Here is a 22467-nt window from a genome sequence, read left to right on the forward strand (position 1 = left end):
GTCCGGTGCGCTGCGGCGCACGGGCCACGGGAACGGGCGCGGGGGGACGAAGGATGACGACGACGGACCGGGGCGCGGCCGCGGTGCAGTCCGTGGACCGGGCCGTGAGCGTCCTGGAGAGCCTGGCCCGGCACGGTGAGGCCGGGGTCACCGAGATCGCCGGTGAACTCGGGGTCCACAAGTCCACCGTCTTCCGGCTGCTGGGCGCCCTGGAGAACCGCGGACTGGTCAGCCAGGCCCGGGAGCGCGGCAAGTACAGCCTCGGCACCGGCCTGCTGCGGCTCGCCGCCGCGGCCGCCGGGCGGCTCGACATCGCCCAGGAGGCCGCGCCGCTCTGCCGCCGGCTGGCCGACGAGGTCGGGGACACGGTCAATGTCGCGGTCCTCGACGACGACGCGGCCGTCAACGTCGCCCAGGCCAGGGGAGCCGCGTCCGTCACCACGTACAACTGGATAGGCCGCCGCACCCCGCTGCACGCCACCTCCAGCGGCAAGGTCCTGCTCGCCCACGCCCCCGCGGGGGTACGGGAGCGGGTGTTCGCCGCCGGGCTCACCGGGTACACCCCGCGGACCGTCACTTCGCCCGGCCGGCTCGCGCCGATCCTCGACGAGACCGTCGAGCGGGGTTACGCGGTCGCGGTGGAGGAGCTGGAGACCGGGCTCAACGCGGTCGCCGCCCCGGTGCGCTGCCACGACGGCACGGTTGCGGGGGCGCTGAGCGTCTCGGGTCCCGCGTACCGGCTCCGGCCGGAGCTGCTGCCGGAGATCGCGGAACGGACCGTGGCGGTGGCCGGACTGCTCTCCCGGCAACTGGGGTACGCGGGCTGATCACCGCCCCGCGGGCGGCGGCCCCGGCCGTCGGCCGAGCGGCACCGGAGGAGGCCGTTACCTGCCGGAAGGACCGTGCCGTCGACGGGAGCGTTCCGGCGGCGACCGGACTTCCGCCGCCCCGCGCGCCCGGTGACCCGGCGCAGCCGCCCGGCGACGGAACGCGGCCCACCGGAGCCGTACGTACCGGAGGTGTGCAGGCGGGAGCCGGGTGCGCAAGGAAGCCCGGGCACCGGAGGCGGGCGTACCGCAGCCGCGGGCAAGGGCAGGACCGGGCCGGAAGCCGCCCGTCAGCCCTCGGTGTTGATCATGGAAGCGGCGGCGTACGTCATATAGTTCCAGAGCTGCGTCTCGTGCTCCGGCGACAGCTTCAGCTCATCCACCGCGTCCCGCATGTGCTTCAGCCAGGCGTCGTGCGCCGCCCGGTCGACCCGGAACGGCGCGTGCCGCATCCGCAGCCGCGGATGGCCGCGGTTCTCGCTGTAGGTGCGGGGGCCGCCCCAGTACTGCATCAGGAAGAGCGTGAACCGCTCCTCGGCGGGGCCGAGATCCTCCTCCGGGTACATCGGCCGCAGCAGCGGATCGTCGGCGACGCCCTCGTAGAAGCGGTGAACAAGACGACGGAAGGTCGGCTCGCCGCCGACCTGCTCGTAGAAGGTCTGTTCCTGAAGGGTGCCCCGCGGAATCTCGTTCACCCGTCCATCGTCTCAGATGACCGGGACCAGGACCGGGGTCCTAGGTCCCGGTGACGGCCCCGTGACGGCCCGGTGACAACCTTCCTCGACAGCCCGGTGACGGCCCGCCGGTGACCGGTCGCGGGCCCCGCGGCGGTGCTGCTCGCCTCCGGGGCGGCCGCGCAGCACAGTGGAGACATGGGGACCCTGCCGCAGCGGTACACCGAGCCCGCCGACGAAGCCCGCCGCGCCCTGGTGGGCGCGATCGTCGCCGACGGCGGGCTGCGGGACCCCGCCTGGCGGCTCGCCTTCGAGGAGGTGCCCCGGCATCTCTTCGTCCCGTACTACTACGTCCCGGTGCCCGCCCGGCCGGGCCGCCCCGGGGGCTGGGAACGGCTGTGGGGCGAGGACCCCGACCCCGTACGCCGGGACCGCTGGCTGCGCGGGGCCTATACGGACGGACCGCTGGCCACCCGGGTCCGCGACGGCGCGCTGCTCTCCTCCAGCAGCCAGCCGTCGCTGATGGCGCGGATGCTGGAGGCCCTGGAGGTGCGGTACGGGGACCGGGTGCTGGAGATCGGTGCGGGCAGCGGCTGGAACGCGGCCCTGCTCTGTCACCGGCTGGGCGACTCCCGGGTCACCACCGTCGACCTCGACCCGGAGATCACCGAATCCGCCCGGGCCCATCTGGCGGCGGCCGGCTACCGGCCGTCGGTGGTGACCGGCGACGGGGCCCGCGGAGCACCGGGGCGGGCGCCCTTCGACCGGATCCTGGCCACCTGCACCCTGCCCGCGATCCCGCCCGACTGGCTCGCCCAGTGCCGCCCGGACGCCCGGATCATCGCCCCGGTCTCCACCGGACTGGTCGTGCTGCGGGTCCGCGACGATGCGCGGGGCCGGTTCGCGGAGGGCCGTTTTCTGCGGACCCCGGCCTACTTCGTACCGCTGCGGGGTGCGGGCCGCGCTCCCGCGGTCCGGCCCCGGAGCCTGCCCCGCCGCGCCGCCGAGAACGAGTTGTTCCGTTTTCTGCTGGCGCTGACGGCGGGCAGTCTGGACCCGCACGAGGCACTGTCCTTGTGGCAGCGGGAACGGCGGCCGCGCCGCGACCGGTTCGGGATCACGGTCGGGCAGCGCCGCCAGTGGGCCTGGCTGGACGACCCCGGCGGTCCGTACGTCTGGCCCCTCGGCGAGGCCGACCCCGGCTGAAGGCACGGCGGGGGCATGCACGGGGGCTTTCGCGGCGGCACCGGCGGGGGTGCGGGACGGTCCGGCCGTCCCGCACCCGTACCGGGTCAGGCGCCGCGGTGGACGGTGATCGTCGTCCAGGCGCCGACATGGACCCGGTCGCCGTCGTGCAGCGGCACGGGGACATAGGGCTGTATCGGCTCCTCGGCGCCGTTGAGCGTGGTGCCGTTGGTGGAGTTCTGGTCGACGACCGCCCAGGAGCCGTCGGACTGCTTCACCAGCACCGCGTGCTTGTGGGAGACGCCCGGGTCCTCCGGCGGGACCGACAGGTCGATGTCGGGTGCCTCGCCGGTCGACTGGCGGCGCCGTCCGATGGTGATCTGGCTGCCGGTGAGCGGAAGGCGCTGCTCGGGGGAGTACGCGGGCAGGTTGAGGCTGCCGGCGTCCGGGCCGCTGCGCTGCATCATCGCCATGAAGTAGTCCCGGTCCGGGCCGATGACCGCGGTCCAGGCATCGGCCTGGCCGAACGCGCCGGGCGGGTTCGGCAGCGGCTGGTGCGGACCGGGTCCGCCGGGGCTCTGCGGTCCGGGCATCTGCCCGCCGGGCGGACCCTGGTGGCCGGGGCCCTGCGGTCCGCCGTACGGAGGCGGCGCGGGCGGCTGGTAGACGCCGGGCGGCGGACCCTGCGGCGCGGGCGCGGACGGCGGGCTGAGCGGCCAGTCGTCGACGGGTGCGACGGGAGCCGCCGGACCCGGACCGGGCTGCTGCGGCGGCGCGGGCTGCTGGAAGGCGGACGGCGGACCGGCCGGACCACCGCCGGGCCCCTGGAAGCCGCGGGGGTCGGGGCCGCCGGGTCCGCCGCCGAACGGCGGCTGCTGCGCCTGCGGGAAACCGGGCGGCGGGGGTGCCTGATGGCCGTGGCCCGCTGCCTCGTGCAGCGGCTCCGCGGGCCGGTTGAGCTGCGAGGGCCGCGAGCTCTGGTAGTCGAACGGGTCATGGCCGGGTCCGCCCGGGGCGGGGCCCTGCGGACCGCCGGGGCCCTGCTGGGCGGCGCCGGGGCCACCCGGGAACCCGGGAATCCCGGCTCCGGGCGGCGGCGGGGGAGCGCCGGGGCCCGGCTGCGGCAGCCCGGGCTGGTTGGTGAACCCCGCGGGGAGGTTCAGCCCCGGCCGGGGGCCGGTCGCCACCGGGGTGTACGACGTCGCGGTGTTGGTCAGGAAGTTGTAGCGGCACTCCTCGCAGAAGGGCGCGTTGGCCTCCCGGGGCGTACGGCACTGGGGGCACAGCTCGGCCTGCGCGGTGGCGTTCGGATCGCCGCCGGGCCCCGGGAAGCCGTAACCCGGAGGCGGCGGGGGCACCGCGGCCCCCATGGGAGCGCCGGGGCCGGCCATACGGTGGCCACAGACCTCGCACCAGTCGTCGGAACCCGACTGGTGTCCGTTCGGGCAGGTCGGCATGGAGGCGCCTCCCCCTCTCCTGTCCGGCCCGAGGGCCGCTGCTTCATCCGTCGTGGCGGTGGTACGCGGCTACTTCTTGACGCGGACCGTCTTCGTCGAGCGCGTTTCGAGGGTCATCTCGTCGGCGTCGGCGACCTTTGCTTTCAGTCGCACAGTACCCGTCGCCGCATCGACCACGTCCACCACCTTCGAAAGGAGTTTCGCAGTGTCCGCGTTTCCGGACGCCTCGGCCAACTGGACGGCCCGTCCCAGTTTCGCCGTTGCACCGTCGATATCGCCCGACTTGCGGGCATCCAGGCCCTCCTGGATGACCTCGGCGAGTTCGGCCTGCCCGGTGTAGTGCGCGACCTGCGGGTTGATGGCGGTGGAGGAGGCCAGATCGTCCGTCCACACGGCCCGGACCAGCCCCTGCGCCAGCACGTCCGGAGCGCCGCCGTCCGCCGCCGGGACGATCAGCGAGACCCGGGCCGCCAGCATCTCCTGGCCGATGCCGGCCTCCGGGACCCGTACGCAGATGTGATAGTCGCGCGACTCGTCGCCCCAGGAGCCGGTGGGATAGTCACCGGCCCGCGGACCGGCCTCGGTGCGCCGGGCGGTGAGGTCCTCCACGGTCGGGGCCACCTGCTTGACATAGGCGATCTCCACCCCGACGGGCGTCCACAGCCGCAGGGCGACGTCCGCGACCTCCTTGCCCATCGCGTTCTCCATCATGGCGGTGAAGTCGGCCGCGAGATGCGCCGGATCGGCGACGATGTCCGCCGTACCGAGGAGGGCCGAGGCGATCCCGGTGACCTCCTTCACCTCCCAGTCGGTGCCCACGCCCCGGGCGTCACAGGTGAACCGGCCCGCCACCGCCTCCAGGGCGGCGTGCAGGTCCTCCGGGGACTCGTGCTCGTTGCGGCCGTCGGTGAGCAGGATGCCGTGGCGTATTCGGGCCCGGGCCCCGGCGAACAACTCGTCCGCGAGCCGCAGCCAGGTGCCGATCGCCGTGCCGCCGCCCGCGTGCAGTCTCCGCAGCGCGGCCTTCGCGGCGTTCCTGGTGTACACGTCGGCGACCGCGAGACCGCCGCGCTCGGGGTAGACCTGGCGGGCCGTGTGCGTACCGGCGATCACGGCGAACTCGGTACCGTCCCGCAGGGTGTCGACGGCGGCGGCGGTCGCGTCGCGGGCGTTGCGCATCTTCTGTGGCGGATAGTCCATCGACCCCGAGCAGTCGACCATGATCACCACGGCGGCGGCCGGGGCGGCGGTGTCGGGGATGCCGGAGGGCGACGCCGAGGCGCCCGGGAGCGGCTCCCCGCCGCTGGTGCCGCCGCCGGTCGAAGTGGCCGTGACGATCGCGCTGACCTCACGGCCGCCCTCGGGCAGAAACTCGTTCTGGTAGACGTCGACGGAGAACCGGGGCACCTGGGACTTGGCGAAATTGGCCATCGGGCGGGCTCCTTGCGCGCAATCCAACACGGAACGGATCGGACGGTGGTGCTGATGACGGCGGCTCCGGTCCGCTAGGTCATCTCTTTCGGATCTTGCCGGGCTCGCGTGCCCTGGCACCGCACCTCGCTGCGTTGTCGTCAATCACCAATGCTCCGCAGTGGCTCAATCCTCCGCCTTGCGATCCACGGCACCAGACCCCGCTCGCTCATCCGGCCTGATCCGAAAGAAACTCCCTAGCGGCGGTCCCCCTTTCCGCACGCCGTACCGTCCTTGTTCCGGTCCAGTCCGTGCGGATCGGACCGGCCGTTGACCTTGAGCTTCTTGTAGTCCCGGTTCTCCAGCCAGTCGCAGCGGGCCGCAGCCGTCGCCGGGACGGCCTTCGGGAACTTCACCGGGACACAGACACCGGGGGTGCCGTAAGCCGGTTCGCAGCCCGAGATCTTGGGGCTCACCGGCGCATGGCTCCGCTTCTTCAGCGGGGCCTTGGCCGGCTTCTCCAGCGCGTCCGCGAATTCATGGACGTTCGGCGCCGGTGCCCCGTGACCGTGGCCGCCCGTGGACTTCGCGGCCGCGGCGGCGCCCGGCTGGCCCGGTGCCGGTCCGAGATGGACCCACTTGGCCACCGACGGGATCCCGTTGGCGTCGACCCCGAAGAGCATGTACCAGCCGGGCGGTGCCAGATTCGGGTTGCTGGTGACATTGAGGTCGATCTGGTTGCCGCCGTGGACGGTCAGCGGCAGGTCGACGAACCGCTGGTTCGGGTCCGAGGAGTGAGTGACCGCCGCGGGCCGGATCAGCTCCGCCTTGGCGATCGGCCGGTTGACCGTGATCCGCTGGGTGTCGCCGTAGTTCCAGCGGTCGTCCGGGACCGAGGTGATCTCCGGCCGGGCGCCCTTGAAGAGGTACGGCGGCGTGTACACGGACACGTTGTGGTTCCAGGAGTTGTTGCCCGGGTTGTCGCCGACCGACATCACCCGCCCGTCGGGCAGCAGGAACGACGACGAGTGGTAGCCCCGCGGGATCGGGTCCCGGGCCATGTTCGCCTGGTACGTATTGGTCACCGGGTCGAACATGGACGCCTCGAACACCGGGTCGGCCCGGTCGTGCAGCCCGCCCCCGGTCTCGAAGACCTTCCCGTCCGGCAGCAGTACGGCGGAGACGTACATCTTGCCCTCGGCCCCCCGCTGCGGGCGGCGGCCCTGCCCCTGGTCGACCTCGCCCTGCGGAATCAGCGGCCCCGGCCGGTAGCGGGGGCTGGGCTCCTTGAGGTCGATGATGTCGGTGAGCCGGTTGGCGACCGGATTGCGCTCGTTGTTGCCGCCGCCGATCGTCAGCACCCGCTGGTCCTGCGCGGGCGGCAGCAGCACGCTCGCCGACTGGTCGCGCTCGTCCTTGTTCTGGAGCCCAGGGACGTCGGTGATGGTGTTCCGGTCGTAGTCGTAGATCGACGCGCCGGTGCCGGGGGTCCCGTTGCCGAAGACATGGCTGCCCGAGTAGAAGAGCCTGCCGTCCTGCATCAGGATCATCGACGGATACAGACCCCAGTACGACCAGGTCTGGTTGACCTGGCTGATCGGCAGCCAGCGGTTCTGCGCGGCGGAGAACTTCTCCGCCGTCACATTGCCGGTGGAGTCCTCCTTCAGCCCGCCGAACGTGATCACGTCACCGTTGCCGAGGATGGTCGCCGACGGATACCAGTGGCCGTCGTGCATATCGTTGGTGCGGGTGTACCGCTCGGTGTCCGGGTCGAAGATGTAACTGTCCTTCAGCCCCTGGTAGCCGAGCCGGCCGTCGGCCGTCGGATAGCCCTTGTTCCCGCTCATCACCAGGATCTTGCCGTCGGCCAGCTGGACATGACCGGCGCAGAAGAGGTCGGCGGGGGTCGGGACGTGCCGCCACGACCCGTCGGCCGGGTTGTAGACGGCGGAGGTGAACGTGCCGGCGGCGAAGAGCATCGGGTCGTTCCCGGAGCCCGCGATCACCAGCACCTTGCCGTTCTTCAGCACCACCGAGTGCATGGAACGGACCGGGTTCTTGGTGGGCAGGACGTCCCAGCGGCCCTTGACGCACTCCTCCGGGGTGCCGGTGCAGTCCGGCTCCGGAACCGGGACCGCGACCTCCTCCATCACATAGTCGTCGGTGGTGACCGAGCCCACCCCGTACACCGAGACGCCCCAGGCGATCCGGTCCGTACCCGGCGGGACCTCGGGGGTGCGCACTTCGGCGCGGGAGTACGCGGCCGGGTTGACCGGCAGGGTCAGGACGTCCGTCCAGTACTGCCAGCCGGTGGTGGCGTTGTGGCGGAAGAGCGTGACGGCGGTGTCGGGCGTGGTGCTCTTGTACCAGAACGACAGGTCGTACTGGCGCCCCGGAGTGACACTCGGAGCACAGAGCGAACTCTCGGTGACCAGCGCCTTCCGGTCGCCGTCGACTCTGCGGGTCAGCGACACCTTCATCGCGGCGGAGCCGCTGCGGGCGTCGGCCACGGTCTCGAAGGTGAAGTCGTTGTTCCCCCAGCCCGACTTCTTCCAGCACTCCGGCATTCCGTCGTCGCCCGGTCCCCCGGGGACCTCGAAGCCGGGATTGCGGATCAGATTGGGCCCGGCGGTCGCGGGCGTGGGTGAGGTGACGAGGAGCGCTGAGCTCATCGCGGCGACGGCCAGCAACGCGATGGATCTGCGGCGGCGTATCGCTGACGGCATGGCGGTCCTCCTTCCCTGTTGCTGTTCTCCGCGCGGGCACCGCGGTGCCCGCGCGCTGACTGCGTCCCCGAAGCGGCTCGTGGACGGAACGGCGGCCGGGGGTCGGACCGGTCGCCGTGTCTGTGGGAGGGGTTGGTCAGACGTTGGTCAGACGTTTGGTCGGGCGTTGGTCAGGCGCTTGGTCAGGCGTTTCCGGCGGTGCCGCGCCGGGACGCCCGGGCTCTGCGGGGCAGATAGACCAGGGTCTCGGTGGCGGCGAACCGCAGAACGAAGGTGAGCAGCAGCGCCAGGGCGGTCGCGGGCAGGACGGGCATCCCCGCGCCCGCCACCAGCAGGGCGATCAGCGGTATCCGCAGCAGCAGGTCGGCGTTGGCGAGCAGCGCGAACCGGGCCGTGCGGTCCGCCCAGTGGCGGTGGGCCCGGCGTTCGCGGAAGAGCAGCACTTCGATCAGCAGGAAGTTCCACGCCACCCCGAACTGGTTGGCGATCACCTCGGCGGGCAGATAGTGCATCCCGGCGCGGGTGAGCAGATACAGCGCCAGCAGATTGGGTACGAAGCCGGTCAGCCCGATCAGTCCGAAGCCGGCCATCCTGGCCAGCGGCGACGCGGTGCGCAGCCCGATCAGATGCCGGAGGAACCGCAGGCCCTCGGCGGGGGTGGACTTGGACTCCCCCGCGTACCGCTCCCGGAAGACGAACGGGACCTCGGCGACGGCCCGGGGCCGGAGCCGTACCGCCAGCTCCAGCAGGATCTTGTAGCCCAGCGGCCGCAGTACGCCCTGGTCGACCGCCTCCGTCACGGCGCTGCGGCGGATCGCGAAGAAACCGCTCATCGGGTCGCTGATACCGCGCAGGGCGCGCGGGAAGAGCGCTTTGGTGAGCCAGGTCGCGGTACGGGAGACGGCGACCCGGTAGCCGCCGGCCAGGCCCTCCCGGCTGCCGCCGCGCAGATAGCGGCTGGCGACCACCAGATCGGCGCCGGCCGCCTCACCGGCGGCGACCAGGTCGGGGACGAGGGCGGGCGGATGCTGGAGATCGGCGTCCATGACGACGATCCACTCGGAGCCGGCGGCCCGCAGTCCCTCGACGACCGCGCCGCCGAGCCCGCCCTCGGGGGTGTCCCGGTGGATGACGGTGACCGGGAAGGGGCAGTCCTGGGCCACGCCGCGGATCACCTCGGGCGTGGTGTCGGTGGAGTCGTCGACGAAGACGACCTCGCAGGGCAGCCGGCCGGGCACCGACTCGGTGAGCCGGTGCAGCAGTTCACCGACGTTGGCCGACTCGTTGAAGGTGGGGACGACCACGGTGACGACGCCGGGTTCGGCGACCCCGGTGGCGTGGAGTTCCGGTTCGGTGTGTTCACCGGCGCCGGTTCCGGCGGTGCTCATCGGTCCCCTCCGGCTGTGGTCGGACTCGCGCCGGACGCCGCCCGGCCGCCGTTGATGCGGCGGATCTCGATCCGGTCGTCGCCGGTGCCGAAGACCACGACCGGGGTGGAGTTGGCGAGGGCGGCGGCGGTGGTGGGCAGGGTGGGCGCGTCCCGGCGGACCGTCAGGGACGAGACGATGTAGTCGGCGTCCCGCCAGCCGCGCGGCATCGTCTTGGTGACGGCCGGGTCGAGGTCGGCCTTGTAGAACCAGATGGCGCCCGTGCCGGGGGTGTAGCCGTCGTGGACCAGGTCCAGCCAGAGCGCGTCGTCGACCAGGACCCGGGTGTTCGCCCGGTCGTCGATCTCGTTCTCGAACCAGTCGGCGGCGGCCCGGTAGGGGCGGTTGTCGTCCCGGGTGAGGGCGTGCTCGTTGCCTTCGGCCCAGGAGGGTACGACGGTGCCGACCGCCAGCCCGGTGAGCACCGCGACCAGCAGCTGGCGCGGGCCGAAGCGCCTGCGGAACCGGCCCGCCGACGCGTCCTGCCCGGCGGCCGGTCCGTCCTGCTCCGCGGCGGTCCCATCGCCGGACGCGGCGGTCTCATCGCCGGGTGCGGTGGTACGGCGGTGCAGCACCATATGGACGATGCTGGCCGCGGCGCCCGCGAGCACCAGCGCCAGGAACGGCAGCGCCTGGATCACGTACATGGCGGGCAGATAGCCGTCGGGCCGGAACGCGACCAGCGTCAGGATCGCCACGGCCAGGGCGGGCCCGGCGAGCGCCCGCGCGGTGACCGACCAGCGGAACACCATGAGTAAAAGGACGGCCGCGGCGACGCCGGCGAGCGGCAGGATCGGGTCGTAGTAGAGCCATGCCTGGAACGTCTTGTGGGACCCGGAGCCGGTGTCCAGGATGAAACCGGAGCCGGGCCGGCTGAGCTGGTACTCGATACCGGCGAAGAGGGAGACGTGGTGCGGGCTGGCGAACAGCTCGTTGTTCAGCAGCGCGTAGAGCGGATAGGAGAAGCCGATCAGCGCGCAGGAGGTGATGGCGCCGGTGACCACGAACTTGCGGGTCTCGCGGTGGCTGTGGGTCCAGAGGGTGATCAGCAGCGCGGGCAGGACCAGCAGCATCGTTTCTTTCGAGAGGACGGCGACCGCGCCCGCGAGTCCGGCCGCGAACTGGTGCCAGAGATGGCGGCTCGGGGAGGCGGCCAGGCAGAACGCCAGCAGCATCCACATCACGGCGATGTTGTCGAGGAACAGCTCGCGCTGGAAGTAGACCGAGAGCGGCGAGAGGCCGAAGGCGGCCATCGCCACGGCGGCCGCCCAGCGGGGCAGGAAGAGCCTGCGGGCCAGCACATAGACGAGGACCGAGCTGATCGCGCTGATCAGCAGCATCACGGGCCGCATGGTCGCGACGTTCATCGACTCGGGCCAGATCTGCGCGGGCAGATAGGTGAGCCCCGCTATCTGGAGCCAGCCGAGCGGGGGATGGTCGTACCAGTAGGTGTAGTGGGCGAGGCCCTCGCCCTGCTGGACCGCCCAGGCCTGGGAGAGATAAGTGCCCTCGTCGTCGCTGAGGGCGGGGAAGCCGGTGATGTTCCAGCCCTGGACCAGGACGATGACCACCAGCAGACCGAAGCAGAGAAGCAGATCGGGGCGGGACGAGCGGAACCGTACGACGGGTCTGGGCTCGGTCCGCCGCCGGGTGGCCACGGACTTGGCGGTGACCCTCGCGAACGCGGTACGGGCGGTGGTCACGGAGGAGCGGGCGGGCACCGCGGAGTCCCCGGCACCGGCACCGGGCTCCTCCTGGGCCGAGCCGTCCGGCGCGGGCTTCCGCGAGGCCGGGGACTGCGGGGCCTTGGGCTGCGGGGCCTTGGACTTGGGCGCCGTCTCGTCCGGGGCCGTCTCGTCCGGGGAGGGCAGGGTCGTGGTCACCGGTGGGCGTCCTCTCGGGCTTCTGCGCGGGCGGCGACGGTGGCCGGTTCGGTGGTCCGGTCGCTCTGGAGGTGGGCGCCGATATGGCTGGTCAGCTCCCACTCGTTGCGTCCGCGCTGCTCCCGCCAGACCGCGCGCAGCGCCGCGCCGGCGAGCAGGACCTGGTAGAAGGGGCCGCCGACGACGAGCTTCAGATAGTGGACGAAGCGCACCTTCAGCCCGTACTGCTTGCCGAAGTCGTGCAGTCCGACGACCTCGAAGATGAACGTCACCACGGCCGCGATCGCCGGGAGGAAGGTCACCATGGCCGCGCCGACGGGAACGTCGAAGAAGAGTGCGATCCCGACGTTCAGCGGAATGATCACTCCGGAGAACGCCTGGAGGAACGGCGTCATCAGGGTGTAGCGGGCGAGCATCCGGCGGCCCCGGCCCGGGAGCTGCTTCCAGTCCTTCTTCCGGTAGACCTGGAGGAAGCCCTGGTTCCAGCGGGTGCGCTGCTTGAGCAGGCTCAGCAGGGTGTCGGGGGTCTCCTCGCGGGTGACCATATCGCTGTCGTACGCGACGACGACCTTCTTGCCGACGGAGGAGAGCCGTACCCCGAGGTCGCAGTCCTCGGCGAGGCACTCCGGGTCCCAGCCGTCGGCTTCGCGCAGTACATCGGTCCGGACGAAGACGGTGTTGCCGCCGAGCGGTATGAAGCCCTTCTCCGCATGGAGGTGGAGCCGGCTGCGGAACCAGAAGAAGTACTCCAGGCAGTTGCGGAGGCTGTACCAGCTGGAGTGGAAGTTGATCAGCTGCACCCCGCCCTGGACGACATCGGCGCCGGTGGTCCGGAAGGCGTGGTCGACATGGGCGAGCAGCTCGGGGTGGACCTGGTCCTCCGCGTCGAAGACACCGACGACATCGCCGCGGCAGTGCGGCAGCGCGGTGTTCAGCGCCTTCGGCTTGTTCTTCTTCTCATGGGTGTCGGTGACCACCCGGACCCGGAGCGGATCGCGTTCCGCGGCGCGTTCGGCGACCGCCGCGGTCTCCGGATCGTCGTGTCCGACGATCACGATGATCTCGTAGTTGGTGTGGCTGGACTCCAGGAGCCGGTCGATGGTGTGCTCCAGCACCGCCTGTTCGTGGCGGGCGGGGAGCAGCAGCGAGAACGAGAGTCCGACGTCCCCGTCGGGGCGGTCGAAGCGCGTCCCGGCCAGGGTCTCGGGGGTACGCCAGGCGTGCATCTGCCACCAGAGCGTGAAGACCGCCATGCCGAACAGGGCCAGGGATATGGCCACGACGAATACCGATAACAGCACGAAGTCCCCCCTCGGAACTTGGAATTCCCCCTGCGCGCGCGGCGTACAGGACCCCCCTGCCGGCGAACGCGCCAATGGTCCCGGGCAGAGTCACGCGCTCCCCTGCGTGCTCTCCCGGCTACTCGTAGTTGTAGCTGAGGTGGACCTTAGTGGTGGAATGTGAAAGTCCGGTGCCGATTTGATCACACTGGCGAACTGCCGGAACTTGGCGCATTCTCGACCACGTTGAAACCACCCCTGGTCAAGGGTGGTCCAGAGACGGCCATCTGTCATGGTTTAGCAAAACTCTGTCTCGTTTCCATTCAGGAGGAGTCGGGAGTCTTGACGTCCCAGGTGAAATGGGTTGTCTCCTGGGCCTGTTGTGACGGATGGGATCAGTCGTCACCCCGCCGTTACCGGCGGTACGAATAAAAGTGGACAGGGACACAACAAGCCCGCCCCGGCCGTGTCACAGGGCCACGACACGGCGGCGCCTTCACGACCACCACGAATCCCTCACGCACGGGTCCCTCACGCCCACGGGCACAGGCCGGCGTGCACCAGCCGGACCGCGCCGTCCCGGCCGAAGGAGAACCCTCAGCCCCCTCCGGTACGCCGGAAGGCACACTCCGGGCAGGGCACGGGCGGGGCGGACGCCCCCGGGTCAGCCGCCCTCCGGCGCTCCCGCCAGCTCCGCGGCCAGCTCCGCCGGATCCGTGGTCGGGGTACGGCAGGTGAAGCCCCGGCAGACGTACGCCGCGGCCTCGCCGTCCACCAGCGGGCGCCCCCGCAGCAGCGGGAACTCGTCGCCGTCCGGGGCCCCGGAGGCGACGACCGCGCCGGGGGCCGGGGCGATCAGCGCCGTACGGTGCAGGGCGCGGGCCGCCGGATCGCCCTCCGGGCCGACGACCGCGACCTCGCGGGGGCCGTCGAGCAGTGCCTCGGCCACCGCCAGCCCCCATCCGGCGAACCGCGGCACCCGGGGGCCGAGCACCTTCACCACGCCGAGGGCCTGTTCGGCGGCGGTGCGATGGGGCTCGGAGCCGGTGTGCGCGGCGTACGACAGCAGTGCTCCGGCGGCGGCGGTCCATCCGGCGGGAGTCGCGTTGTCCGTGGGGTCCTGGGGCCGCCGGATGAGCTGCTCCGCGTCGTGCGCGGTGTCGTAGAGCGTGCCGTTCTCGCCGGTGAACAGGGTGATCACGAGATCGAGCAGGACGCCCGCGAAGTCGAGCCAGACGCCCTCGCCGGTGACGCCCGCGAGGGTGATGAACCCCTCGGCGACATCCGCGTAGTCCTCCAGAACGCCCGCGTTGGTACTCGCGACACCGTCCTTCGAGGTACGGGCGAGCCGGGCGCCGTCGTCCAGATGCACCCGTACCAGCAGATCGGCGGCCTCGGTGGCACGCTCCACCAGGTCGGGCCGGTCGAAGAAGGCGCCGGTCTCGGCGAGGGCGGCGATCGCGAGCCCGTTCCAGGCGGCGACGACCTTGTCGTCCCGCTCGGGCCGGGGCCGCCGCTCGCGCGCCTCGAACAGCCTGGCGCGCAGGTCCGGATCGCCGTCACCGTCACCGGGGAGCTGCAGTACCGAGGCGCCCCGCTCGAAGGTGCCTTCCTCCGTGACCCCGTAGACCGCGGCGGCCCGGCGGCCGTCCGCCTCGCCGAGCGCCTCGGTCAGCTGGCCGGGCGTCCAGACGTAGAACGCTCCCTCGGCGTGCTCTCCGGCCGGGTCATGGCTGTCGGCGTCCAGTGCCGAGGCGAAGCCGCCCTCGGCGGTCCGCAGTTCACGGACGAGGAAGTCGGCCGTCTCCAGGGCGATCCGGCGGGCGAGCGGGGAGCCGTTGGCCCGCCAGAGATGGGCGTAGACACGGCACAGCAGCGCATTGTCGTAGAGCATCTTCTCGAAGTGGGGCACGACCCACTCGCGGTCGACCGAGTAGCGCGCGAAGCCGCCGCCCAACTGGTCGTAGAGCCCGCCCCTGGCCATCGCCTCGCAGGTCCCGGCGGCCATGTCGAGGGCGCCGCGGGCCCCCGTACGGGCGTAGTGCCGCAGCAGAAACTCCAGCACCATGGACGGCGGGAACTTGGGCGCCCCGGCGAAGCCGCCGTACCGCTCGTCGTACTCCCGGGTCAGCCCGAGCAGCGCCCGGGCCAGCTCGTCCTCGCCGGGCACCCCTTCCCCGCCGTGCGCGGGCGCCCGCGCCGCGAGATCCCGGGTGATCTTCCCGGCGACCTCCCCGACCTCGTCCCGCCGGTCCCGCCACGCGGCCGTGACGCCCTCCAGCACCTGCCGGAACGACGCCATGCCGTGCCGCGGCTCGGGCGGGAAGTAGGTACCGAAGTAGAAGGGCTCCCCGCCGGCGGTGAGAAACACCGTCATCGGCCAGCCGCCCTGCCCGGTCGCGGCCTGCACCGCCTCCATATAGACGGCGTCCACATCGGGCCGCTCCTCCCGGTCGACCTTCACCGGAACGAAGTGCTCGTTGAGGTATGCGGCGGTGACCTCGTCCTCGAAGGACTCGTGGGCCATCACATGGCACCAGTGGCACGCGGAGTAACCGACCGACAGCAGAACGGGCACATCGCGCCGTTCCGCTTCCGTGAAAGCCTCCGATCCCCACGGCCACCAGTCGACCGGATTGTCGGCATGCTGAAGCAGATAAGGCGAGGTCGCACCAGCCAACCGGTTCATACGGCCCAGCCTCTCACAGCGCCTGCCGCGACCGGTGATTCACCGATGAGCCCGCCCCGCTTGGCCGAATGACACATGCGAGCCATCGCCTGGCGGGCGACTCCTTCTCTTGCGAGTCGGGTACCCCGGCACCGCGGAACAGTAGGCTGGGCGCAGCAGCGCCGGACCTGCCGAGGCTCCTCGAAGGAGGTACACCATGACCGCCGAGATGGTGGCACCCGCGTGGATGCATTCGCAGATCAGCGCGGAGCAGTACGACTCCTGGTCCGAGGAGCAGTGCGCCGGCATCGAGATCGTGGACGGGATGGTCGTCGTGAGCCCGAGCGCCTCCAAGCGCCACAACCGACTGGCCCGCATCCTCGCCAACGCCCTGGACGCCGCCGCGGGCCCGGACTGGAACGCCGACACGGACTTCGACGTCCGCCTGCAGGACGTTCCGCTCACCAACCGCCGCCCGGACGTCATCGTCTACCGGTCGGAAACCATCGACCTCGCGCCTACCCGCCCCCAGCACGTACTCCTGGTCGTCGAGGTCGTGTCGCCCGGCTCGGAGACCACCGACCGGGTCGTGAAGGTGGACCAGTACGCCAAGGCCGGCATCCCCTTCTACTGGCGGGTCGAGCAGGCCGCCACCGGCGTCCCGATCATCTACACCTACGTCCTCGACCCCGCCACCAAGGCGTACAGGGACGGCGAGATGTTTACCGGCACGGTGAAAGCCACCGCGCCTTTCTCCATCACGCTCGACCTTGGGGTCCTGTAGGGAACGGAGCGGCTCTGTTACCTTTCACCATCCGACTGGTAGCGAACGGACAGCGCTCCACCACGGACGGATCGGAACATTTCTCACTTTCGGGCCAGATGCATCGCCTGCCGATGCCGTCCCGACTCGCAACTGAACTTGAATTCGCGATGTCGGCCGACAGTTACGATTGCATGGAAGATCGCACCACGGCCGCGCAACCAAGGCGATGGCTCCGGTTTCACCACTTCCGGTCCAGTGCAGCGCAGATGCTACAGCAGCAACAGACGCAGTCGGCTCGGCACTCGTTGAGGGGGGCACGATGGGTAATGCTTCAGGACTACCTGAATTCTGGAAAGAGTTCAGTTCGCTGGGGCAGGAAGTTGACTATTTTGTGACCGCCCGACTGTTCGACGGAACACCCGCGGTATGGCCTCAAGAGCTCAGCTACATCAAATGGAGACATCTGGTTGCAACCGAGCTGGGCGTGGATCCCATGGCCGTCCAGCTAGTCGGAAGTGCTCGCCTGGGCTATTCCATGAACCCAAAGAAAAATTTCAGGAGGTTTCATGAAGGTTCAGACCTGGACATTGCAATAATTTCACCAGAATTGTTCGACAAGGCGTGGTCCGAACTTAGAGGGATAATCGAGGAGGACCTCTTCTCCGGCAATAAAAACTACCTGCGCAAGCTAGTTTTCGAAGAATGCATCGCCCTCGATATCGTACTGCCTCGATTGTCTTTCGGAGAACAATGGTCACGGTCCAGGGATCTCTTCATCCAGGATCTCGGCAGCACCTTCAGAAACTGTGAAGTCAATTATCGACTATACCGCAACCACAGGTCACTCAGAAACTATCAGCTAAAGAGTGTGAATATCGCGCGGGACCGCGCCATCGAGGAGGGTGTGCACCATGGCTGACCATGGACTTAAGTTCGAGATCGAATCAAAGACGGTGGCAGAGTTCCGGTCGCTGGACAAATCCGGTGAACTGATCCTCCAGCCCGAGTACCAGCGACAGGCCGTCTGGCCCGAGCGCGCCAAGGTTTCACTCATGGAGACCATTCTCCTCGGATATCCGATCCCCGAGATCTACCTTGCGTACGAAACATCGCCGGAAGGGGAACAGTCCGCTTCTGTTGTTGATGGCCAGCAGCGCCTCACTTCCCTTCTCGAGTTCCTTAACAACAAGTTCCCTCTGGACGGCTTGGAGGACGAGAAGCTAAGCGAAAAGTTCGAGGGGAAGTTCTTCAAAGAGCTGCCTGACGATGTACGCCAAGAGTTCTTTCAATACCGCTTCCCGATTCGACGCCTGTCCAATCTCGCCGACGAGTTCGTGCGAGCAGTTTTCGCCCGCGTCAACAGGGTCAATATGGTACTGACGGAGCAAGAGCTCCGAAATGCTTTGCTGCCTGGCCCGTTCAATGATTTCCTCAAAGACTGCGCAGCTCACCAGATGAGCTCGGATTCCGGAGTTTTCAGTGGCGAACGACGCCAGCGAGGAGGCGATCTGGAATTCTATGCCGAGGTCTTCGGAAGCTGCATCTTCGGACTGTCCAACAAAAAGAACGAGCTCAATGAGCGCTACGATAAAATCTCTGCAGATTTCGAGGAGTACCAGGACCGTTCGACGGAATTTCTCGACCTGCTGACACTTCTCGAAAATACCATCAAGTGGGTTGGTCGAACCAGGTGGTCGAACATCGTCGACATGTTCACGCTTCTGCATGTTTCCTGGGGACTACGCCAGGATCTCAACGACGCCACCCCTGCCCGGACTGCTCAGATTCGGGATCTTCTGGATATGTTCCAGCGTGCAGTCTCGGCCAGGAAGCGCAATGGCGAGAACGGTGAAACGGCTGGACTCATGTCATCTCTCGCAGCCACGGCCGGCATGACGGCGGAGGAAGTCGAGGAGATCATCGATGAGTACACGTCCGGAATCCGGAACTCGTCCGACCTGGGCGCGCGTCGAGCTCGCTCTCAGCAGCTGACGTTGATTCTTTCAAAGTTTCTCAAAAGCTGACCTCCCCAAGCCTGTCCATTTAAGCAATCGAGGTGTGGACCGACACCCCGTGCCAAACCTCGCCGGGTGCCTCCAGCTCCTCGTCTCACCGGCATTCAGAAGCCCATATGCCGCGTAGACCAGGGGCTGTTGCGCGCCGTACGGCACCGAAGCGCGATCCTGCGAATGACGCCGCCTCCGACAATGAGCGCAGGTGGTGCGGTCAGCGGGGGTCGGCCTCAGGCCGGGGCAACTCGTCAAGGTCGAGAACACTCGCCGAGATCGTGACGTCCCACGAGGAGGAACACGGCGCGCTCACGGATCGGGAGAACAAGCCGCTCGTCGCGAGCTGTTCCGAGACGTGAACACCAAGGATGTCGAGCGGGGCGCCGTGTGAAGGAGCAGCTGGCCCGCTCGCTGGTGCTCGACTCCGAGGCTCTGTCCCTACTGCTGCGCAACGACCGCAAGATGGCCGCTCGCATCGAGGCATCCCGGCAGGCCGGAGTTCCCGTCCTCGCGTCTGTGCTGACCATCGTCGAAGCCGTGCACGGGAAGACCGATCCGGCGCGCCTGAAGTGGGTGCTTTCGCGGCTGCGGGTGGAACCGGTCGGCCAAGAGGACTCCCTGACCGCAGTGGAGCTGCTTCAGGACGCAGGCGGGCTGCATGGGCACAAGTACGCCATCGACGCTCTCGTCGCCGCGCTCGCGCTCCGCGTCCCGCCCCCCGTGGTCGCCCTGACCTCCGACCGTGACGACTGGTCGAAGCTCTGCGGGAAGCGCGTGATCATCAGAGAGGTGTGAGCACCATCGACTACCGGGTCTGCGAGGTCAATGGCGCCAGCCGTCGAACTATCGAACCACGCTCTGCCGACATGGCCCGGCTTCGGCGACGTCCCCCTCGACAGCTCTGTTCGCCTGGTCGGTAGATCGGTTGAGCAGCAGAACGCACCGCGACCGGGCGAGCAGCCGGAACCTGCAGGGTGCGGTCATTTGGGGAATCCATGGCCATGGCCCGGTGCAGAGAAAGACGGACCTGGCGATGGCACTGGCACGGCAAACGATATCGTCCCGCAAGGTAAGATGATATCGTTTGCTGTACCTGGATACCCGAGGAGGCCAGCATGGCAAGGACAGTGATCGACCTCGACGAGACCATGGTCGCCGAGGCCATGCGGATCTTCGGCACCAAGACCAAAGCCCAGGCCGTACGGCTCGCCATGGAGGATGCCGTCAAACGGCACCTGCGGCAGGAAGGCTTCGACGCCATGGACACCGGCGACTTCGACTTCAGCGAGATCATCGAGAGCACCGGTCCTCGCAACGCCGACGGAACCCTCAAGCGGGACGGCGGCCGGGCCGCCTGATGCAGGACCGGTTCCTGATCGACAAATCGGCTCTGGCGCGCTGGACGAAGCCCGGCGTGAGAGAGGTCCTGAAGCCTCTCCACGACCGCTATCTGCTCGCAGTCTGCCAGCCCACCGAGTACGAGATGATCCACTCGGCCCGGGACACCGCCGAGGCAACCCGGATCAGCACCTGGCTCCATGCCTTCGACTACCTGTCCAGCAGTGACGACATCTTCACCCGCGCGCTGGAGGTGCAGCGCCACGCTCTCAATGCGGGCTTCCATCGGGCGCTGTCACTTCCGGACCTTCTCATCGCCGCGACAGCGGAACTGAACCGGCTGACCGTCCTCCACTACGACGGCGACTTCGACATGATCGCCTCCCTCACCGGCCAACCCACCGAGTGGGTCGTGCCACCAGGCACCGCCGACCGCTGAACGGTGCCGAGAGCGCTATAAAACCTTGGGATCCCGGGCGTCTACTGAGTCTGCCTCGCTCTTTGCTTTTCCGGTGCCCCCTCGTCGAAGTCATCCGGTCAGAACGGCGACTGCCGCATTGGTCAGGGTGAACTTGTTGCGGCCGCACATGACTTGTTCCCGTCCGAACAGGTGGCCATCCGGGCAGAGCCCGGCGGGTGCGGGGGCTGTGGTGACGCTTGCAGAGGACAAGGTGTTTCCCGTTTCGGTGACAACGAGGAGACCGGCACAGCGAAGACACCGGCTGACCTGCGGAACCGCTTGCTAGGGTGTTCGAATTTGGATCGGCATGCCGGGGTGCGGCCGGGGGGACAGCAGCGTCGGTACGGCGGGGCGCCCACCCGTCGGCGCCCCGCGCGTGCCGTGCTCTTCGGAACCGGGGGAATCACCTTGCGTACATCCAAAACTGCCGTCATCGGCGCGGCTCTGCTGCCCGCGCTCGCGCTGACCCTGGGGGCCGCCGGTGCGGGGCTGGTGGCCGGGGTGGTGACGGCATCGCCCGCCGTCGCGGTCGACCGGACCTGGGGGACGCCGCAGCCGCTCACCGGAGTCGATGCCTCCGCGGCCGACAAGGTGGTGGTCACCCCGAACGGGACCGCCGTCGCGGTGTGGACCAAGGGCAAGTTCGGCAAGGGCCAGGAGATCTGGAGCGCCGTCCGGAGCGGGAGTGCCGGGGCCTGGGGCAAGCCGCTGCGGATCGCGGGCGACCAGGAGATGGTGAGCGATCTGTCGGTCACCACCGGCCGGGACGGGGCCGTCGTCGTCACATGGCGGCGGCTGGCCGACGGCTGGGACTACCATCTGCTGGCGGCTCTCCCGCCCGGTGCGGCGGAGTGGTCTCAGCCGGTTTCCGTACCCGGTGTCGCCATCGGACAGGACCTCGTACTGCTGGCCCGGCCGGGCGGAGGTTTCACCGCCGCCTGGTACGGCCTGCCCAGCGACGGGGAAGAAGGCGTCTTCACCGCGGAACTCCCTGCCCTCGGCGGCACCTGGTCGCAACCGGCCCGGGTCGCCACCGGCACCACCTACCAGCTCCGGGCGGCCATCGCCGCCGACGGTGCGGTGACCCTCGCCTGGCAGGCCCAGCTCGATGACCCGGGGTCGTTGCGCTTGTCGACCCGCGCCGCGGGTACGGACACCTGGAGCGCACCGCTGGAGGTCGACACCGGCGAGTCGTACCCGTCCGATCTGTCCGTCCAGACGTCCCCGACCGGTGCCACCCTCCTCAGCTGGCGCGACAGCCTCGTACAGAAGTACAAGTACCGTCCTGCCGGAAGCGCGTCATGGGGCGCCACCGAGCAGGCGCCCTCCGGCTCCGACGGGTGGCACGCCACACCCCTGCTGCTCGAAGCCGACGGGCGGGTCACCGTCGTATGGCCCGACTACCCCCGGGCCCTGACCGCGACCCGCGCGGTGAACGGCACCTGGTCGCAGCCCCGGCCCCTGGGGGACATCGGGTCGGTGGACTTCTGGACGCCGAGCGTCGGGAGCGACGGCACCTTTGTGGCGATGGGCTCAGCGGTGAAGCTCTCGGGGGCGGACGAACTCTGGGCCGTGACCCGCTCCCACGGCGTCTGGGGCAAACCCGTACTCGTCGGCAGGGGCCAGAGCCGCGACGAGGGCAGCGTCGGCGCGCTGACGGACGGCCGCGGTGTGGGCCTGTGGACCCAGGAGATCGGCGGGACACTGTACGAGACCGGGGTCGACCAGGTGTGGACCGCCGCCACCGGCAACCCCAAGCCCACCACGGCGGCCAAGCGCCGGGACATGGTCGGCGACGACGGGATGCCCGACCTGTACGCGCGCCGGGCCGACGGTTCGCTCGTCGTGTACGAGGGCAGCGCCTCCGGCACGCTCCGCGACCCGGTCGACGGCGGTGCCTGGCCGAGGACTTCGACGCTGGTTCCGTTCGGCGACCTCAACGGGGACCGCGCCAACGACACCCTGGCCGTCGACGCGGCCGGTGAGCTGTGGCGCTACCAGCCCCGGCGCGGCACCCCGGTCACCGCCGCGTCGCCGCGCTGGCGGATCGGCAGCGGCTGGAAGGCGTTCGACGGCCTCACGTACTCCGGTGACTTCAACGCCGACGGTCTGCCGGATCTGGTGGCCCGGCAGACCGCCACCGGTGACCTGTACCTGTTCACCGGTACGAAGGCGGGGCAGCTGATCCGGGCCGGCCGGATCGGCACGAGCTGGAAGGGCTTGAAGATCGTCGGCGCCGGTGACCTCAACCGTGACAAGCGGGCCGACCTCATCGCCCGTACCGCCAACGGCGACCTCTACCGCTACTACGGCACCGGCAAGGGCACCATCTCCTCCGGCACGAAGATCGGCTCCGG

Annotated in this window: 17 protein-coding genes; 9 read left to right on the top strand and 8 right to left on the bottom strand. The window is 69.6% G+C overall.

The features are described from left to right. Nucleotides 1-53: 53 nt before the first annotated feature. The gene (locus ACWDR0_RS16165) at nucleotides 54-827 is read left to right on the top strand and encodes an IclR family transcriptional regulator (RefSeq protein WP_456352311.1); all 774 of its coding nucleotides are present in this window, start codon (nucleotides 54-56) and stop codon (nucleotides 825-827) included. Nucleotides 828-1117: 290 nt separating this feature from the next. On the opposite strand, the gene ACWDR0_RS16170 is transcribed toward ACWDR0_RS16165, so the two are convergent. Continuing rightward, a complete protein-coding gene (locus ACWDR0_RS16170) occupies nucleotides 1118-1522 on the bottom strand; it encodes a globin (RefSeq protein ID WP_456352312.1) in 405 nt (134 codons plus the stop codon). A 177-nt stretch (nucleotides 1523-1699) separates the two neighbouring features. On the opposite strand from ACWDR0_RS16170, the gene ACWDR0_RS16175 reads away from it, so the two are divergent. Then, nucleotides 1700-2707 carry a methyltransferase domain-containing protein gene (locus ACWDR0_RS16175; RefSeq protein ID WP_456352313.1) on the top strand — a complete coding sequence of 336 codons (1008 nt, stop codon included), beginning with the start codon at nucleotides 1700-1702 and terminating at the stop codon, nucleotides 2705-2707. A gap of 86 nt (nucleotides 2708-2793) precedes the next feature. Here ACWDR0_RS16175 and ACWDR0_RS16180 read toward each other — a convergent pair whose 3' ends face one another. From ACWDR0_RS16180 to ACWDR0_RS16210, 7 genes are all read right to left on the bottom strand, one after another. Continuing rightward, nucleotides 2794-4143, bottom strand: coding sequence for an FHA domain-containing protein (locus ACWDR0_RS16180; RefSeq protein ID WP_456352314.1), 1350 nt, complete (start codon nucleotides 4141-4143; stop codon nucleotides 2794-2796). A gap of 69 nt (nucleotides 4144-4212) precedes the next feature. Further along, nucleotides 4213-5574 carry a vWA domain-containing protein gene (locus ACWDR0_RS16185; protein WP_456352315.1) on the bottom strand — a complete coding sequence of 454 codons (1362 nt, stop codon included), beginning with the start codon at nucleotides 5572-5574 and terminating at the stop codon, nucleotides 4213-4215. A gap of 236 nt (nucleotides 5575-5810) precedes the next feature. Then, nucleotides 5811-8279: a galactose oxidase-like domain-containing protein gene (locus tag ACWDR0_RS16190; RefSeq protein WP_456352316.1), complete on the bottom strand. Its 2469-nt coding sequence runs from the start codon at nucleotides 8277-8279 to the stop codon at nucleotides 5811-5813. 182 nt (nucleotides 8280-8461) lie between these two features. Then, on the bottom strand, nucleotides 8462-9667 hold the full coding sequence (locus tag ACWDR0_RS16195) for a glycosyltransferase (RefSeq protein WP_456352317.1): 1206 nt from the start codon (nucleotides 9665-9667) through the stop codon (nucleotides 8462-8464). Continuing rightward, the gene (locus tag ACWDR0_RS16200) at nucleotides 9664-11409 is read right to left on the bottom strand and encodes an ArnT family glycosyltransferase (RefSeq protein WP_456352331.1); all 1746 of its coding nucleotides are present in this window, start codon (nucleotides 11407-11409) and stop codon (nucleotides 9664-9666) included. Before ACWDR0_RS16200 ends, ACWDR0_RS16195 begins: the two co-directional genes overlap by 4 nt. A 176-nt stretch (nucleotides 11410-11585) precedes the next feature. Beyond that, the gene (locus ACWDR0_RS16205; RefSeq protein WP_456352318.1) at nucleotides 11586-12890 is read right to left on the bottom strand and encodes a glycosyltransferase; all 1305 of its coding nucleotides are present in this window, start codon (nucleotides 12888-12890) and stop codon (nucleotides 11586-11588) included. Between the two features lie 643 nt (nucleotides 12891-13533). Continuing rightward, a complete protein-coding gene (locus ACWDR0_RS16210; RefSeq protein ID WP_456352319.1) occupies nucleotides 13534-15558 on the bottom strand; it encodes a thioredoxin domain-containing protein in 2025 nt (674 codons plus the stop codon). 196 nt (nucleotides 15559-15754) lie between these two features. Between ACWDR0_RS16210 and ACWDR0_RS16215 the strand changes: the two genes are divergently transcribed. From ACWDR0_RS16215 to ACWDR0_RS16245, 7 genes are all read left to right on the top strand, one after another. Then, entirely contained in the window at nucleotides 15755-16321 is a 567-nt protein-coding gene (locus tag ACWDR0_RS16215) for a Uma2 family endonuclease (protein WP_456352320.1), read from the top strand. A gap of 301 nt (nucleotides 16322-16622) precedes the next feature. After that, complete coding sequence (locus tag ACWDR0_RS16220) at nucleotides 16623-17222, top strand: hypothetical protein (RefSeq protein WP_456352321.1); 600 nt, start codon at nucleotides 16623-16625, stop codon at nucleotides 17220-17222. Next, nucleotides 17215-18327, top strand: a complete 1113-nt coding sequence (locus ACWDR0_RS16225) for a DUF262 domain-containing protein (RefSeq protein WP_456352322.1) — start codon at nucleotides 17215-17217, stop codon at nucleotides 18325-18327. Before ACWDR0_RS16220 ends, ACWDR0_RS16225 begins: the two co-directional genes overlap by 8 nt. A 372-nt stretch (nucleotides 18328-18699) precedes the next feature. Continuing rightward, the gene (locus ACWDR0_RS16230; RefSeq protein WP_456352323.1) at nucleotides 18700-19107 is read left to right on the top strand and encodes a type II toxin-antitoxin system VapC family toxin; all 408 of its coding nucleotides are present in this window, start codon (nucleotides 18700-18702) and stop codon (nucleotides 19105-19107) included. Nucleotides 19108-19427: 320 nt separating this feature from the next. After that, on the top strand, nucleotides 19428-19670 hold the full coding sequence (locus ACWDR0_RS16235; protein WP_456352324.1) for a type II toxin-antitoxin system VapB family antitoxin: 243 nt from the start codon (nucleotides 19428-19430) through the stop codon (nucleotides 19668-19670). Further along, nucleotides 19670-20089: a PIN domain-containing protein gene (locus tag ACWDR0_RS16240; protein WP_456352325.1), complete on the top strand. Its 420-nt coding sequence runs from the start codon at nucleotides 19670-19672 to the stop codon at nucleotides 20087-20089. Before ACWDR0_RS16235 ends, ACWDR0_RS16240 begins: the two co-directional genes overlap by 1 nt. 429 nt (nucleotides 20090-20518) lie before the next feature. Then, nucleotides 20519-22467 (top strand): FG-GAP repeat domain-containing protein (locus ACWDR0_RS16245; protein WP_456352326.1); only part of this gene is annotated, 1949 nt, incomplete at its 3' end.

The organism is Streptomyces sp. NPDC003691, assembly GCF_053981115.1.